The sequence below is a fragment of the Anabaena sp. CA = ATCC 33047 genome (genome assembly GCF_963870205.1).
Classification (GTDB): domain Bacteria; phylum Cyanobacteriota; class Cyanobacteriia; order Cyanobacteriales; family Nostocaceae; genus Trichormus.
Genome location: NZ_CAWMSA010000043.1, coordinates 162,447 through 177,296 on the forward strand (window position 1 = coordinate 162,447; position 14,850 = coordinate 177,296).

The window sequence follows — 14,850 nt, forward strand, 5'->3', positions numbered from 1 at the left end:
AGGAGGTTGCATCACTTTGAGCTTGCTTGACCTCTTGTCTCTATGTTGCATCATTTATTTACAAATGGCAAATAAAATTTACAAATGATAGGGGTAGTAAATATTGAACTTCATTCTTGAATACCTTATGTATAATAGGAGTGCCGCCATTTTGGCAAAATTGTGTGATACAAATGCAGCCCGGTTCCATAGTTAACAGCAGTGTGGTAAAAGAAAAGGCCAAAGAGTTGGGTTTTCATCAAGTTGGGATTGCTGCTGTAGATCAAGGTAAGAATACAGAAGCCGAGAGGCTGCAAGCATGGATAAGGCTGGGTTATCATGCGGATATGGCGTGGATGGCGAACCCGAAGCGTCAGGATGTTAGTTTGGTGATGTCAGAGGCGCGATCGCTTGTGTGTGTGGCGATGAATTACTACACCCCACACCAACGCCCGGAAGGCGAAGAATACGCTAAAATCTCCCGTTATGGCTGGGGGAGAGATTATCATAAGGTGATGCACAAGCGACTCAAAGCACTAACTAGCTGGTTAGAATCACTAGATTCAAGTATTCAAGCTCGATACTATGCAGATACAGGCCCGATTCAAGATAAAGTCTGGGCGCAACGAGCCGGGATTGGATGGATTGCGAAAAATGGTAATGTAATTACTAGAGAGTATGGCTCTTGGGTATTTTTGGGTGAGGTGTTGACAAATCTGGAACTAGAGAGCGATCGCCCCCATACCGAACACTGCGGTAGCTGTACTCGTTGCATAGAAGCTTGTCCTACAGGTGCAATTACCCAACCCTTTGTAGTTGATGCTAATCGTTGCATAGCTTATCATACGATAGAGAATCGGGCAGAAACATTACCAGCAGAAATTACACCCCATCTGCAAGGCTGGGTAGCTGGTTGCGATATTTGCCAAGATGTTTGTCCTTGGAATCAACGTTTTGCTCAAACAACAGACGTGGCAGATTTTCAACCTTATCCTGAAAATATTGCCCCAAAACTGGTAGAATTAGCGCAAATCTCTAATGAGGAGTGGGATAGAAGATTTCCGGCTTCAGCATTACGACGGATAAAGCCGGAAATGTTAAGACGAAATGCCCGTGCTAATCTTGACGCATCCCAACAAAGTAATGACCCAGAAAGTGATTATCTTTGATTTTGATGGCACGATTGCGGATACTGTAGATGCGCTTGTAAGTATTGCCAATCGTTTAGCCGTAGATTTTGGTTATGTCCAAATTACGCCAGAAGAGTTGAAACTCCTGAGAAATTTATCATCTAGAGAAATCATTAAATATTCAGGAATTTCTGTCTTCAAAATCCCTTTTCTAGTCAAAAAAGTTAAGACAGAATTAAAAAATAAAATCCAGGAATTGAAACCCATTCCTGGAATGAAAGAGGCACTAGAAGAGTTACAAATTCATGGCTATAAGTTGGGAATTATTACATCTAATTCCCAGGATAATGTCACAGCGTTTCTGAAAAGCCATCAATTAGATAGTTATTTTGAGTTTATCTATTCAGGAGTAACTATTTTTGGCAAAACTACCATCATTAATAATGTACTCAAGCAAAAACAAATCAAAACTCAGTTTGTGATTTATGTAGGCGACGAAACCAGAGATATAGAAGCCTCAAAAAAAGCTAAAATCAAAGTAATTGCTGTAACTTGGGGCTTTAATTCTCCTGAAATATTAGCCAAACAAAATCCAGACTTTTTAATTCATCAACCTAGTGAGTTATTACCAGTAATTAAAAAGTGCTAATAACAAATTCAGGACTTACGCAACTGGCATAATAGTAGGGTGCGTCAGATATCAACAATCTGTTTATTGACAGCATTTAAGCCGTCTGACGCACCCGACAAGACATATTGAGTGTGACAGTTGCGTAAGTCCTAAAATTGTAGGGTGCGTTAAAGCAACGCACCGCATGATGGGGACTGGATACTATTAGGAAGCAGGGGAGTGGAGGAAGCGGAGGAAGCGGAGGAGAGAGACTAATGACTAATGACTAATGACTATTTTTTAGGTTTACCTTTTTTCAAAGCTTTTTGTACTAAATCATCATTGACGCTAGTGACAGCTTCATCCTTGGAAGCTCCAACTTCCTTAGCTAACTCTAAATAATCATCAGGATTACCCGTTGCTTGTGCTGGAGTAGTGGTTTCTTCTGGCTGAGGAATTTCATATTTAGATTGAGTCGCCGCTTTTGCAGCATTTGCACCTTCGCCTGTGCGATCAATTTCACTAACACTCAATTCTTGTGCTGCTGCATAGTCAGCTTCATAATCAACCATTGGTGTTTTTTCTGCACCACTAGCTATCCTTTCAGCCGCTAATTTTGCGTCATGGGTAGGAGCTTCAACGGAATTAGGCTTCACTTCATCAGGCATAGTTCACACCTTGAGTAATTTTTCAATTGCTGTGGTGAGCATAACAAGGTGATTGTCTATTTTTTAGCCCCCAGAAGAGAGATTTTCACTCTATTCAAAGATAGAGAAATTAGCAAGATTTAATTATTTTAATTATTTCTCTGGTCAGTAGATGCTAATAGTTGAAATTTGATAATCGTAAGTATATTATAATTGATTGGGAAAAAATTATGACTGCTAGTTACGAGCAGAAAACACCGCAAGCTCTCAGCCCAGAAACTCAAAAGTTAGTAGAAGTTTTTAACACTTTAGATACTGATGGCAAATTAGCTTGGCTATATTTTGTTTATGAAAAAATGGGGGATTCGGTAACTCCAGCCGATCCCACTGCCGCCGAACCAGAGTTAGCACCGCTTTTATTCGATGACTTTTTTCGACTATCAGATGAACAACAATTAGCGATTATGCGCGAAATTGTTAACTGTGAAGATACAGAATATTCTCGTGCTTATGGTGCTTTAAAAGAAAATAATCAGCTATTCGTCTGGTATGCTTGGGCTGTAGGTATGGGCGATACAGTGGTAGGAATGCCAGATAGCTACCAGCGTAGTGCAAAAATTAACAATTTATTAACTCGAATTGAAGAATTAGATTTTGAAGGGCAAATTTCGGTGTTGCGATCGCTCGCCTCAGAAATGGGTTACACTGATGTCAAGCCGATTGCCACGCAAGCGGAAACTGGCAAAACATCTAGTCTTTAAATAGACCTAACCCCCTAACCCCCTTCCCGACGCGGGAAGGGGGAACAGTTTATCAGGACTTACGTAACTGGCATATTAGTAGAGTGCGTCAGATAGCAAAAATAGATTTATTGACATCATTTAATCAGTCTGACGCACCCTACAAGACTAACCTCCTTCCCGACGCGGGAGGGGGGAATAGTTTATGTAGCTACGTGGTTTAAGTCTTCTGGTGTGAGGTGGGAATGCACTACTTTACCATCACGGAACCAGACTATACGATGGGTTTGACGAGCAACTTCTGGCTCGTGCGTTACCATAACTACAGTAATCCCACTGGAATTTAATTCTGTAAAAATATCTAAAACTTCTTGAGTGGTGCGTGAATCAAGCGCGCCAGTCGGTTCATCAGCTAAAAGGACAACGGGACGGTTGACAATAGCACGGGCGATCGCTACCCTTTGTTGTTGTCCGCCAGATAGTTGAGTGGGTTTGTTGTTGATGCGATTTGCTAAACCGACTTTTGTCAGTGCTTCGGCGGCGCGATCGCGTCTTTCGTTAGGGTTGACACCAGCATACACCATTGGCAACATCACATTTTCTAAAGCACTCAGTTGGGGTAAAAGGTGGAATTGCTGGAAGACAAACCCCAATTTTTTATTCCGAATGTTTGCCAAATCTGCATCTTGCATTTCTGCCACATCGACATTATCTAAAAAATAATGTCCTGTACTTGGGCGATCTAAACAGCCGATGATATTCATGGCTGTAGATTTACCTGAACCAGAAGGCCCCATGATAGAACAATATTCACCCTCGTTAATCCCTAAATTCACATCATTCAGGGCTTTGACTTCAGTTTCACCACTGCCATAAACTTTAAAAATATTTTCTAGTCGAATAATTGCTGATGTCGGCGCAGGATTGGGAACCAGAGAATCTGTAATTGAAATAGTGTTTGGCATAAGTTATTAGTTATTGGGGATTGGGGATTAGACATATATTATTGGGCGTATATGTAGAGACGTTGCATGCAACGTCTCTACAAGTCAATAGCTTCCTCTGCTCCCTTGTCTCAAGAGCCTCCCCACCTACTAGGATAGTATTTACTTGGACTAATCAGTGGCAAACAACAACGATCGCACACGATAAACATAAAATTTACAATGAATCAGGTAGACTACCTCCGCATCAGCTTAATAGATCGCTGTAATTTTCGCTGTCAGTATTGTATGCCAGAGGGGGCAGAGCTAGATTATATCCTCAAGCAACAGTTACTCACTGATCAGGAATTGCTGACTTTAATTCGTGAGGTATTTATTCCTGTGGGTTTTCGTCGCTTCCGGTTGACGGGGGGAGAACCGTTACTGCGTCCCCGTGTGGTGGATTTGGTAAGCGCGATCGCATCTTTACCCCAAACTCAAGACTTGGCTATGACTACCAATGGCTTTTTACTCGCACCTTTAGCGCAGAGTCTCTATGATGCTGGTTTGAGACGGATTAATATTAGCCTAGATTCCCTTGATCCTGATATTTTTGACAAAATTATTGGTAGTGGCGGACGTTCTCGTTGGCGACAAGTTTGGGATGGTATTCAAGCCGCTTATGGTGTGGGATTTGACCCTTTAAAGTTAAATGTGGTGGTAATTCCAGGGGTTAACGACCATGAAATTTTAGATTTAGCGGCTTTAACTATTGATAAACAATGGCACGTGAGATTTATTGAGTTTATGCCCATTGGTAATGGGGATTTATTTAGCGATCGCGGTTGGATATCTTCAGCCGAATTACGTCAACAAATTCGCGAGCGTTGGGGCTTGACAGAATCCCAAGTTTGTGGTGCTGGCCCTGCGGATGTCTTCCAAATTCCCGGCGCGAAGGGGACACTAGGATTTATCAGTCAAATGTCAGAATGTTTTTGCGATCGCTGTAACCGGATGCGTCTGAGTGCGGATGGCTGGCTCAGACCTTGTTTATTAAATGAAACTGGTCAAATAGACTTAAAAACGGCTTTGCGCTCTGGTGTAAGCATCCACCAGTTACAAGAGCAGGTCAGAAATTTATTGACAATCAAGCCAGAAATTAACTTTAAACAGCGCGACTCTGGTACTACAGGAGCTTACAGCCGTACCATGTCGCAAATTGGGGGTTAGTCATTAGTCATTAGTCAATAGTCATTAGTCAACTATTAATTATCATCTGACTATGAACTATTGACTGTGGACTATTGACCAAGAACTAGGCTTGTCGTGAGTAGTATTCCACGACCAGCAGTTCGTTAACTTGTAGTGCCACCCATTCGCGTTCAATGACACTGTTTACCTTACCTTCCAGTTTGTTTTTATCAAACTCTAAATGATTGGGAAGGTTAGCTAGACCGGGATATTGTAAATTATTCTCCACCAACTTCCGGGATTGCGCTCTGTCTCTGACCGCAATTACTTCACCGGGACGAGTTTGATAGCTGGCGATATTCACTACACGACCGTTAACTGTAACGTGACCATGATTCACCAACTGTCTAGCAGCTGGGATAGTGGGAGCCATACCCAAGCGGAAAACGGTATTATCCAAGCGCATCTCTAGCAATTGCAACAGCACTTGTCCGGTAGAACCAGTTACCCGTCTAGCCTTACGCACATAGCGTAACAGCTGCTTTTCGGTCAAACCGTAGTTACAACGTAGCTTTTGCTTTTCTTCTAGACGGACAGCGTATTCAGAACGCTTTTTGCGGTTCTGACCGTGCTGACCTGGTGGATAAGCGCGTCTTGCGCTCTTACGAGTTAATCCAGGCAATTCGCCCAAACGACGTACAATTCTAAGCCGTGGCCCTCTATATCGGGACATGAGTTTCCTTAATCTAATCCTGTTTAAACTTTACCCAGAAATACTATTGTGACATTCCTCGGCGTAAACGCAAGAGGATTCTTGGGCTGAACATTGCCTTGACTAAGCAAACCTAGTCTTGGTCTTACAAGTTCATGTCTAGTCCGACTACACTTTTTCAAGCCAGCCGCTTAACGGACTACTCCCACAAGCGTAAATTCCCCTGTGTCCCAGGGTATTTAATTTCTTTTAGCTCTTTTCCGTATGGGCTGATTTTGAGATACCAGTGACGGATCGGAATTGTGAGATTACACAGTAGGAAATCAAACTTATTTCCTAACTGTTCTGACGGTCAGCAAATTTAAGAATTCTGACAAATCATTATTTTAACAAAAAATTGTTGATTGTTGATTGTTGACTGTTGATTGGGTAAAAGTTCTTCTTCCCCTACTCCCCCCACTCCCCCTTTTCTCTGGTTTTGCCTGATTTGCCTTCGATTGGCTGCACATTTGAGTTAGCATAACCTTGGGTGTTTGGAGAATGGCAATGAGTAAAACAGTGGTTAGTGGCTGGGAAACCCAACCAGGAAAATTTAAAAATTCTCTGATGCGGTTGACAGCACCAATTTTGGCTGTGGTTGGTTGTGTAGGAATCAGCGTCCCCAGTATGGCTGTTAGTGGTTCTTATGACAATAACTATCGCGCCTGTGCAGGGAGACTCTTAGGTGTGGGTATAAGCGGACAAGCAGCAGCACAAGCTTGTGCGGCGGCGTTACGTCCGACAGATTTATCTTCCTGTGTGGTTTTTATTAAAAATCGTACAGAGATTAGTGCTACTGATGCGCTTTCTGTGTGTGGACAAGCAAGACGACCCAAGGAATTAGCTACTTGTGTGGTTTCCGTTAGTCGCAATACTCAACAAGCAGTTAACCCAGCAGTGTTAAACTATTGTAGTCGCACTCTCTTACCAGAGCGTTTTGCTCGGTGTGTAGTAGGTTTACGTAGTCAGATAGACATTGCCCCGATTCAGGCTCTTGATACTTGTATTGATGGTAGCGATCGCATTGGTGGTATACCTTCCTTGACTCCACCCAATCAACCACCCACAACATTCAGTCCTACCTTTGATTCTCAACCAATTCCTGGCAGTCCCGGTAATAGATAAAGTTTTATCAAATTTTGGGGTGAGTTAATCGCTCACCTATTCCCGCAAGGAGGCTGACACACCCAACCAAAGGGTAAGTTTATGCGGAATTGCGGGGTAAAAAAGCCGGCTATTCTTATGAAAAAGATACTCAAATATCTGAGTTTAGGTTTAATATCTACATTTTTAACGGCTACTCCCGGCTTTAGCGCAGAAAGCATCAGTTTTTTTTACCCTCCCTTTGGGGAATTTACCCTACCTGTGGATTCGTTAGAAACTTTTGCTAAAGAAGGGAAGATAGATGATGACTTGAGATTTTACGCCCAACGCGCCACACCTGAACAACTGGCTCAACTACGGGAATTACTGCAAATTCGTTTCAATGTCACGCCTACGTTAGTATCTCAAGTGACTTACTCGCCAGTTGGTGAACAGGTATTACAAAGACTAGGAGAATTACTGTTAACTGATTCTCGCCGCAATGGTTTCTATGCTTTACGTGCTGCGTTAATTTTGTCGGCTGCTTCCCCAGAGGGTTTGTCACTGATTAATGTACTGCGGCAGTTTCCCAGCGATCGCCTGCGACTAAATTTTACGGAAGCAGTCGAAATAATTGACGATTTGTCCCAATTACTCAAAACTAGGGATAAAGTTGTGGCTGATTTGCAACAACAAGCATTGAGGCAAACTCTTCAATCTCAGTCGGATTTATCCCTATTACCAAAACTACCAGATTTGCGATCGCCTGGAAAGTTCCCTTGGCAAAAAATTAGTTTAACATTAACTGATCTGTCACGCGATCGCCGTCTCCCTGTGGATGTCTACCTACCCACCACCACCACCGAGACTGATAAAAAACCACCTTTCCCCTTAGTTGTCATTTCTCATGGTATCGCCTCAGACCGCTACACTTTTGCTTATTTAGCCGAACATCTCGCATCCTACGGCTACGCTGTAGCTGCATTAGAACATCCTGGTAGTAATGCTCAACGCTTTCAGCAATACTTTGCTGGTTTAGCACAACCACCCGAACCACAGGAATTTATTGATCGACCTTTAGATATCAAGTTTCTACTCGATGAACTGCAACGGAGAGAAACTTTCGATCCCCAGCTTCAGGGTAAACTCAATTTCCAGCAAGTAGCCGCAATTGGTCAATCTCTGGGAGGCTATACTGTCTTAGCCTTAGCAGGTGCAAAGTTTAATTTTGAAGCACTCCGCCAAGAGTGTCAACCCAATAACTCATATTTGAATTTATCGTTAATTTTGCAGTGTCAAGCAACTCAGTTAGCTTTCAACAACTATGGGTTAAAGGATGAACGCATCAAAGCCATCATTGCGGTTAACCCCGTCAATAGCGCAATTTTTGGTGAAACTGGGATCAGTCAAATTTCCCTCCCTGTGATGTTAGTAGCAGGTAGTCAAGATATTTTCGCCCCACCAGTACCCGAACAAATTCGTCCCTTTACTTGGCTGACTAACCCTAATAAATACTTAGCCTTAGTTGAAAACGGCTCTCATTTTACTTTTATAGGTGAATCTGATCCTGAGAGTAAAGTATTACCTGTACCCGATGCTTTACTTGGCCCTGATCCTACTGCTGCTTATTCCTATCTCAAAGCCTTAAGTGTAGCTTTTTTAGAAACTAATCTGATCAATCGCACTGAATACCGCGTTTATTTACAACCATCCTACGCCCAATATATTAGTAAATCTCCCCTCAATCTCAGTCTCATAGATTACTTGAGTACAGAACAGTTAAATCAAGCTATCAGGAAGTAGGGGGGCAGGGGGGCAGGGGGAGAAAAACTAATGACTAATGACTAATGACTAATGACTAATTGTCAGGAGATCGCCATATTGAGGGCGTAGTATTTATAAAAACTTATTGCAGATTACGAAGCTTATATATATTCTTATAAACAAGTATTAAGAAATACTTATTAAAAAAGATTGCAACTGCTTGATTTAATTGCTAGTGTGTGTATTGACAATGATGCTGAAAAACGCTCTGGTTCAGGAGGGGTAAAACATAAGAGCTAATCTATTCAGCCAAGAGTGTACAGCATTGATTTGCAATCTGGAAACTGTGAGCAATGCAAATTAGTCGAACAAAAAGATTTGATCGCTGAGAACTAATTACTGTTGAGATTTTGAGCAAAACCGATGATTTGTCTTAGCCTGTGCAGGATGTGGTGCTGATAGTTGATGCACTGGGGTAAGACTTAGACTCTGGAGGTGAACAAGTATGAATCTTCAAGGGAAAGTTGCCCTGATAACAGGGGCTTCTCGTGGCATTGGGCGAGCGATCGCCTTAGAATTAGGACAACAAGGTGTAAAACGGCTGATCTTAGTAGCGCGCGATCGCCGAAAATTAAGAGAAGTAGCCCAAGAAATCGAAGCAATGGGCGTTGAAGCAACCACCTTAGCGATTGATTTAACGCAAGTAACAGAAGTTAACATCGCCATTGCTCAAATTTGGCGCAGTTATGGCCCTATTCACCTGTTAATCAACTGTGCAGGTGTAGCATACCAAAACTCATTTCTGCGTTCCAAAATCCCGCAACTGCAAGAAGAACTGTCTGTAAACTTATTGGGAATGTACACCCTCACCAGTCTGATAGCCAAACGCATGGCTAGCCAAAGACAGGGAACAATTATCAATGTTTCCAGCTTAATGGGGAAAGTAGCCGCCCCGACAATGGCGACATATTCAGCAACAAAGTTTGCCATCTTAGGATTTACCCAAGCTTTGCGTCAAGAACTCGCAGAGTACAACATCCAAGTCAAAGCCTTGTTGCCTACTCTCACCGACACAGACATGGTGCGCGACTTAAAACTATTTCGCTGGGTAATACCCATGACTCCCCAACAAGTAGCCAAAGCCCTTGTTATAGGATTAAAAAAAGATTCACCAGAAATTTTAGTAGGTTGGCAAAGTCATTTAGCGGTGTGGTGTCAACGTTTAGCACCTGGGTTGCTGGAATTGATTTTAAAAATCGCAGCACCCACAGGAGCAGCAAAACCGAGTTTTTTGACCAAATTCCAGCGTTTTGCTGATTTATTCTGGACAGAACCACGCTTTCCCTTTGTATTTGCTCGCAAGCCGTAAAATTGTCTTTTGAGTTCGTAGTAAGGACTTTAGTCCTTATTTCCTGGGTTAAGGTGCGTCAGATGTGGAAAATCTGTTGATATTTACCAAATCATCGCAGATGACGCACCCTACAAGAGATGATTTTGTTGGGATAGCTTGTTTAAGAGAGGATTAAAGTCCTCACTACAAACTATAATCAGGTATTCTTGTTTGCAGAGTCAACAAAATGCTATCCTCACAAAATTCCACCCTGCCAGAAATTATTGATGGTTTACCGAATATATCTGGATGGGAAGCTGAGGTGATTTCTGTAGTTAATCATGATGCGCCTGTGTTCTTACCTTCAACCAATATCAGGTTAGAGGATGTCAATGCAACATTTGCGATCGCCTTACATTTCCACCAACCTACTATACCAGCTGGTAGCGGTGGCCAACTAATCAGCAATCTGCAATATATGTTTGAACATCCCCATGAAGGCGACAACCACAACGCTGCACCTTTTGCTGATTGTTACAGTCGCATGGGTGATTTCATTCCCGAACTTGTCAATCAAGGTTGCAATCCCCGCGTCATGTTAGATTACTCTGGTAATCTGTTGTGGGGACTCCGACAAATGGGACGCAACGATATACTAGATAATCTCAAGCGGATTACTTGCAACCCTACCTATCAACCCTATGTAGAATGGTTAGGGACAATGTGGGGTCATGCTGTTGTACCATCTACCCCCATACCAGATATTAAATTACATATCCTCGCATGGCAACAACATTTTGCCGCAATTTTTGGCTGGGAAGCACTAGCGCGAGTTAAAGGATTTTCGCCGCCAGAAATGCACCTACCAAATCACCCCGATACATTATTCGCATTTGTCAAAGCTTTAAAAGAATGTGGCTATCGCTGGTTACTTGTACAAGAACATTCAGTAGAAACAATTGATGGTCAATCTTTAACTCATAAACATTTACCACATCGGCTGATGGCTCGCAATTCCCAAGGCGAAACTATTAGTATTACTGCTTTAATTAAAACCCAAGGTTCAGATACTAAGTTAGTTGGGCAAATGCAGCCATATTATGAAGCTAAAACTTTATCAAAACAACAGTTAGGAACAAACTTGATTCCACCAATAGTCAGTCAAATTGGTGACGGTGAAAATGGCGGCGTGATGATGAATGAATTTCCTAACGCCTTCAAACAAGCTTGGTGGGATATGCTCAACAACGGTGGTGGAAAATCCCATGTTGTTGGGGTGTGTGGTACTGAATATTTAGAATTAATTGAGGCGACTGGTTGTCAATCAGAAGATTTTCCCCAGTGTCAACCTGTAGGGCAACATCAAATCTGGCAACGAGTCAACCTAGATAATTATCAACCTGAAGCTGTGGAAAATGCTATTCAAGAATTAAAGCAAATTAACCCAAACTTTCATGTAGATGGAGCCTCTTGGACTAATCATATCAGTTGGGTAAAAGGTTATGATAATGTTTTATCTCCCATGTATGAATTAAGTAGTTTATTTCATCAAAAGTTTGATAACTTATTAATTAACTCCGCAAATAAATCTATTACCAAAAAATCAGAATATCGTCAAGCATTGCTAAATAATTTGTTACTGCAAACAAGCTGTTTTCGCTATTGGGGACAAGGTAATTGGACAGACTATGCAGGTGAAATTTATCGGCGTGGACACGATTTACTGAGTATGAATTAGATATTGGCAATGGTAATTAAGTTTGTATTAAGCGGCTATAGCCCATTTCTCAGGACTAAAGTCCTGACTACAAACTTTTTACTAAGTATGATTAAATTGTCACAAAACTATAATTTTGGTAAAATTTCCGGTAACAAATGACCAGGAACTTTAGATAAAGCTAAATTTTGTCCTTGGATACCTAACTCATTGTGAAACGCCCGAATAGTTCTGACTATATAAGTGAAAGTGGTTTGATAAGCCTCTGGTTGTTTACTCAAACCATTTAAAGCTTGCAGATGATTGTTTAATGCTGCTTCTAAGTGATGCGATCGCCTAGTTTGTTCGCCATCAAAGCTATTGTCTGTGACTAACTGATAATGAGCTAGCCCTAAGTTATTATGAGTAGCGAACAAATCAAAGCTTAAGGCTGTATTGCTGAGTGAATCAGCCAAAGCGATCGCTTCTTCGTAAGCATCAATACACAATTGTAATAACTTGCGTCGCTCCTCCTTCTGAGTTTGGCTACAATTAGCTAAATGCCAATAAGCAGTACCCAAATTATTCTCTGTCGCCGCGCAAGCACTGGGAACATTTGCCGGAGTGCGATATTTTAAAGCTTCCCGGTAAACTTCAATAGCTAACTGGAGATGTTCTACAGGCTGTTCATACTGTGCCAAATTCCAATAAGCAGTACCGATATTGTTTTGAATCATCCCATATTTTAGCGGTTCATCCTGGGGATGATAGTAAGCTAGAGCTTGTTTGTAGGCAGCGATCGCTTGCTTTAAATGTACAATCGGCTGATGATATTGTGCTAAATGCCAGTAAGCAGTACCTAAATTGTTCTGACAAGCTGCATACTTGAGCGCATCTAATTCTACCCTGCGGTAGCGCAACGCCTCAATATAAGCTGAAACCGCTTTCTGCCAATTTTCCGCCGGATGAGCAAAGCCAGCTAAATCACCGTAGGCTGTACCCAAATTATTTTGCACCCGCGCATAAGTTTCTGTTTGGGTTTCTGGGGAAATTATTTTTAAAGCCAACTGATAAAATTCAATTGCTTGTTCTATATAAGTTTGTCCGGCTTCAGAACTGGATGGTGTGCGATACAGCATCCAATACAGTGTACCGAGATCATTGAGAATATTCGGCAGTTCTGGAGATTTATCATCATAAGTAATTGCCTCCTGATAGGCAATAATCGCTACCATCAGGTTTTCTAAAGTTGAGTTTCCCTGTTCAATATAAAGACGATATAAGTTACCCAACTGAAGATAAGCAGTTGCCAGCATCTCGCCGGAAGCTTTTTGTGAGTGTAATTTCTCAATTTCTAACAATAATTCCTGGGGTTGCCAGTTATCCTCACCTGCTGGCACAACATTCTTGTTACTTGTCGCTGACACTAACTCTGTTAATTCTTGACTGACATGAGACAAAGACAACAGGGATGGAGTTTTAACTTGACTATTTGTAGTAGAGAGTCCCTGTGGTTTTGGCTTACTGGTTAATAACTCTGAAATTGATCCTGAAACTTCATCTTTAACTTGTGGTGTGTTGCCAGACATATCTGTTGGTAAGTCGATCTGATCGCTTAATTCTAGTTCTGTCGTATCCCTAGCTCTAACTTCTGTTTCCAGACTGAAATCATCTAGTATAGATTGTTCAAAATTCCCGAAGTTAAAACTTTGGTAACTAGAAAAACGCTCAGGATAACCTTGATTTTGTGTTGCTGGTGTCGGTTCTCCAGCAAAAACAAACACACCAGTACGCCAACGCCAAAACTCTGGTACTGACTGCTGAATCGCGGATAACCAAGGACGCGATAACCACAATAACACGCTAGATTCCAAAAATCTGCTAGACTTTTGACCAGAAAAATACTGTTCGCACAAGCGTAGATAATGTAAAAATAAACGCTGACCTGATACCGATTCTTTTGTCAGTTGCTCCACACCCACAATCTGAAATGTTGGTATTGGTAAAGGCTTTCCTGGATTGTCTTGGGATGCACCCACAACTGGCGGCGGATAATTAGTCAACCACTGATTAATTTGTTCTATGGGATTTGGCTCACTGACATTTAAGCGCAAAGTCACTAATCGCGGGTAAGCAGGGGTGCTAATACCTTGACCATCTGCTGGCTGATATAGCACCTGTCCCACCGGATAGGCTAAAGTAGAATGCAAGCGGGCAGCTACTTGATTTCTTAAGTGTAAATCATCACTTACAGCTAAAAATAGTTGTCGCCGTAAACCAAGACTAACGGCAAGTTTTAAACGGTGATATACTTGCCTGTTCCAAACAGAATTCTCGGAATTTACAGTATCATTCACGCTCATCACGGCTGAATAGCCAAATTATAGTTAAAATCAAAATTAATCTTACGGTCTAATCTATGGCTCTAATTAAGTAGACGTGACCACATTAAGTTTTAATCTATACTTAAGATTGTTTTTTGGAAATTTCGTAAGCAACATAAGTAGTTAATTATACTTTTAACACCTAATGCTATTTTAGCAAAAAAGAAAAAATAAGGTTCCTTTCAAACTGGAACCCGAAAGACAAAAAAAAGTTAAATTTTATTAAAAGTTATGTTTTTTAACTGAGGTTTGAAACAGAGAAGGCGACAAAAATTAAACCGCCAACCAAAATTGTACCAACGACTCCGATGATGATGTAATTACGCTTTTGTGCATTTGTAGGAGGTTCTGCTTGATAAATCTTGGGTTCTTGGGCAAAATTGTTTAAACGTCCGCCTTCTTCACTGGTATAGGGCATGAATAAATTCCTTGCTCTGAATTTGTTCTTTAATCTTATAAAGACATAGAGATACTGCTCACAGCATCAGATACAAATCGTTACGAAAGGTCAGACTTGTAGGGTGCGTCAGACTGTTTAAATGCTGTTATTGATCAACCTATTTGTGATATCTGACGCACCCTACTAATATGCCAGCAATGACTGGTAGGGTGCGTCAGACTG

General features: G+C 41.6%; 13 protein-coding genes. 8 read left to right on the forward strand and 5 right to left on the reverse strand.

The annotated features are described in order from the left end of the window. Positions 1–173: 173 nt before the first annotated feature. Both queG and AACS98_RS11770 read left to right on the forward strand, forming a co-directional pair. Entirely contained in the window at positions 174–1,148 is a 975-nt protein-coding gene (gene queG, locus AACS98_RS11765; protein WP_066379967.1) for a tRNA epoxyqueuosine(34) reductase QueG, read from the forward strand. Then, a complete protein-coding gene (locus AACS98_RS11770) occupies positions 1,123–1,758 on the forward strand; it encodes an HAD-IA family hydrolase (RefSeq protein ID WP_066379969.1) in 636 nt (211 codons plus the stop codon). The genes queG and AACS98_RS11770 overlap by 26 nt, the downstream gene beginning before the upstream one ends. Before the next feature lie 254 nt (positions 1,759–2,012). Here AACS98_RS11770 and AACS98_RS11775 read toward each other — a convergent pair whose 3' ends face one another. After that, positions 2,013–2,387: a hypothetical protein gene (locus tag AACS98_RS11775; protein ID WP_066379971.1), complete on the reverse strand. Its 375-nt coding sequence runs from the start codon at positions 2,385–2,387 to the stop codon at positions 2,013–2,015. Between the two features lie 209 nt (positions 2,388–2,596). Between AACS98_RS11775 and AACS98_RS11780 the strand changes: the two genes are divergently transcribed. Then, positions 2,597–3,127, forward strand: coding sequence for an orange carotenoid protein N-terminal domain-containing protein (locus AACS98_RS11780; RefSeq protein ID WP_066379973.1), 531 nt, complete (start codon positions 2,597–2,599; stop codon positions 3,125–3,127). 182 nt (positions 3,128–3,309) lie between these two features. On the opposite strand, the gene AACS98_RS11785 is transcribed toward AACS98_RS11780, so the two are convergent. After that, the gene (locus tag AACS98_RS11785) at positions 3,310–4,071 is read right to left on the reverse strand and encodes an ABC transporter ATP-binding protein (protein WP_066379974.1); all 762 of its coding nucleotides are present in this window, start codon (positions 4,069–4,071) and stop codon (positions 3,310–3,312) included. A gap of 201 nt (positions 4,072–4,272) precedes the next feature. On the opposite strand from AACS98_RS11785, the gene moaA reads away from it, so the two are divergent. Further along, complete coding sequence (moaA, locus tag AACS98_RS11790; RefSeq protein ID WP_066379976.1) at positions 4,273–5,259, forward strand: GTP 3',8-cyclase MoaA; 987 nt, start codon at positions 4,273–4,275, stop codon at positions 5,257–5,259. 85 nt (positions 5,260–5,344) lie between these two features. Here the strand turns inward: moaA and rpsD are convergent, their stop codons facing one another. Then, positions 5,345–5,953 (reverse strand): 30S ribosomal protein S4, encoded by a 609-nt coding sequence (gene rpsD, locus AACS98_RS11795; protein WP_066379977.1) that lies wholly within the window; start codon positions 5,951–5,953, stop codon positions 5,345–5,347. Between the two features lie 525 nt (positions 5,954–6,478). Here rpsD and AACS98_RS11800 point away from each other — a divergent pair. From AACS98_RS11800 to AACS98_RS11815, 4 genes are all read left to right on the forward strand, one after another. After that, positions 6,479–7,096 carry a hypothetical protein gene (locus AACS98_RS11800; RefSeq protein ID WP_066380093.1) on the forward strand — a complete coding sequence of 206 codons (618 nt, stop codon included), beginning with the start codon at positions 6,479–6,481 and terminating at the stop codon, positions 7,094–7,096. Between the two features lie 117 nt (positions 7,097–7,213). Further along, positions 7,214–8,857 (forward strand): alpha/beta hydrolase, encoded by a 1,644-nt coding sequence (locus AACS98_RS11805; protein WP_066379979.1) that lies wholly within the window; start codon positions 7,214–7,216, stop codon positions 8,855–8,857. Between the two features lie 466 nt (positions 8,858–9,323). Then, the gene (locus AACS98_RS11810; protein ID WP_066379980.1) at positions 9,324–10,187 is read left to right on the forward strand and encodes an SDR family NAD(P)-dependent oxidoreductase; all 864 of its coding nucleotides are present in this window, start codon (positions 9,324–9,326) and stop codon (positions 10,185–10,187) included. A gap of 208 nt (positions 10,188–10,395) precedes the next feature. Then, on the forward strand, positions 10,396–11,886 hold the full coding sequence (locus AACS98_RS11815; RefSeq protein ID WP_066379981.1) for a glycosyl hydrolase family 57: 1,491 nt from the start codon (positions 10,396–10,398) through the stop codon (positions 11,884–11,886). Between the two features lie 107 nt (positions 11,887–11,993). Here AACS98_RS11815 and AACS98_RS11820 read toward each other — a convergent pair whose 3' ends face one another. Continuing rightward, entirely contained in the window at positions 11,994–14,207 is a 2,214-nt protein-coding gene (locus AACS98_RS11820; RefSeq protein ID WP_066379982.1) for a tetratricopeptide repeat protein, read from the reverse strand. A 259-nt stretch (positions 14,208–14,466) separates the two neighbouring features. Continuing rightward, positions 14,467–14,646: a photosystem II assembly protein Psb34 gene (gene psb34, locus AACS98_RS11825; RefSeq protein WP_066379984.1), complete on the reverse strand. Its 180-nt coding sequence runs from the start codon at positions 14,644–14,646 to the stop codon at positions 14,467–14,469. Between the last annotated feature and the right edge of the window lie 204 nt (positions 14,647–14,850).

Coding starts and splice junctions, on each gene's coding strand:
- moaA (WP_066379976.1), top strand. CDS start 4,273: ATGAATCAGGTAGACTACCTCCGCATCAGCTTAATAGATCGCTGTAAT.
- AACS98_RS11820 (WP_066379982.1), bottom strand. CDS start 14,207: ATGAGCGTGAATGATACTGTAAATTCCGAGAATTCTGTTTGGAACAGG.
- AACS98_RS11785 (WP_066379974.1), bottom strand. CDS start 4,071: ATGCCAAACACTATTTCAATTACAGATTCTCTGGTTCCCAATCCTGCG.
- AACS98_RS11780 (WP_066379973.1), top strand. CDS start 2,597: ATGACTGCTAGTTACGAGCAGAAAACACCGCAAGCTCTCAGCCCAGAA.
- psb34 (WP_066379984.1), bottom strand. CDS start 14,646: ATGCCCTATACCAGTGAAGAAGGCGGACGTTTAAACAATTTTGCCCAA.
- AACS98_RS11810 (WP_066379980.1), top strand. CDS start 9,324: ATGAATCTTCAAGGGAAAGTTGCCCTGATAACAGGGGCTTCTCGTGGC.
- queG (WP_066379967.1), top strand. CDS start 174: ATGCAGCCCGGTTCCATAGTTAACAGCAGTGTGGTAAAAGAAAAGGCC.
- AACS98_RS11770 (WP_066379969.1), top strand. CDS start 1,123: ATGACCCAGAAAGTGATTATCTTTGATTTTGATGGCACGATTGCGGAT.
- AACS98_RS11815 (WP_066379981.1), top strand. CDS start 10,396: ATGCTATCCTCACAAAATTCCACCCTGCCAGAAATTATTGATGGTTTA.
- AACS98_RS11800 (WP_066380093.1), top strand. CDS start 6,479: ATGAGTAAAACAGTGGTTAGTGGCTGGGAAACCCAACCAGGAAAATTT.
- AACS98_RS11775 (WP_066379971.1), bottom strand. CDS start 2,387: ATGCCTGATGAAGTGAAGCCTAATTCCGTTGAAGCTCCTACCCATGAC.
- AACS98_RS11805 (WP_066379979.1), top strand. CDS start 7,214: ATGAAAAAGATACTCAAATATCTGAGTTTAGGTTTAATATCTACATTT.
- rpsD (WP_066379977.1), bottom strand. CDS start 5,953: ATGTCCCGATATAGAGGGCCACGGCTTAGAATTGTACGTCGTTTGGGC.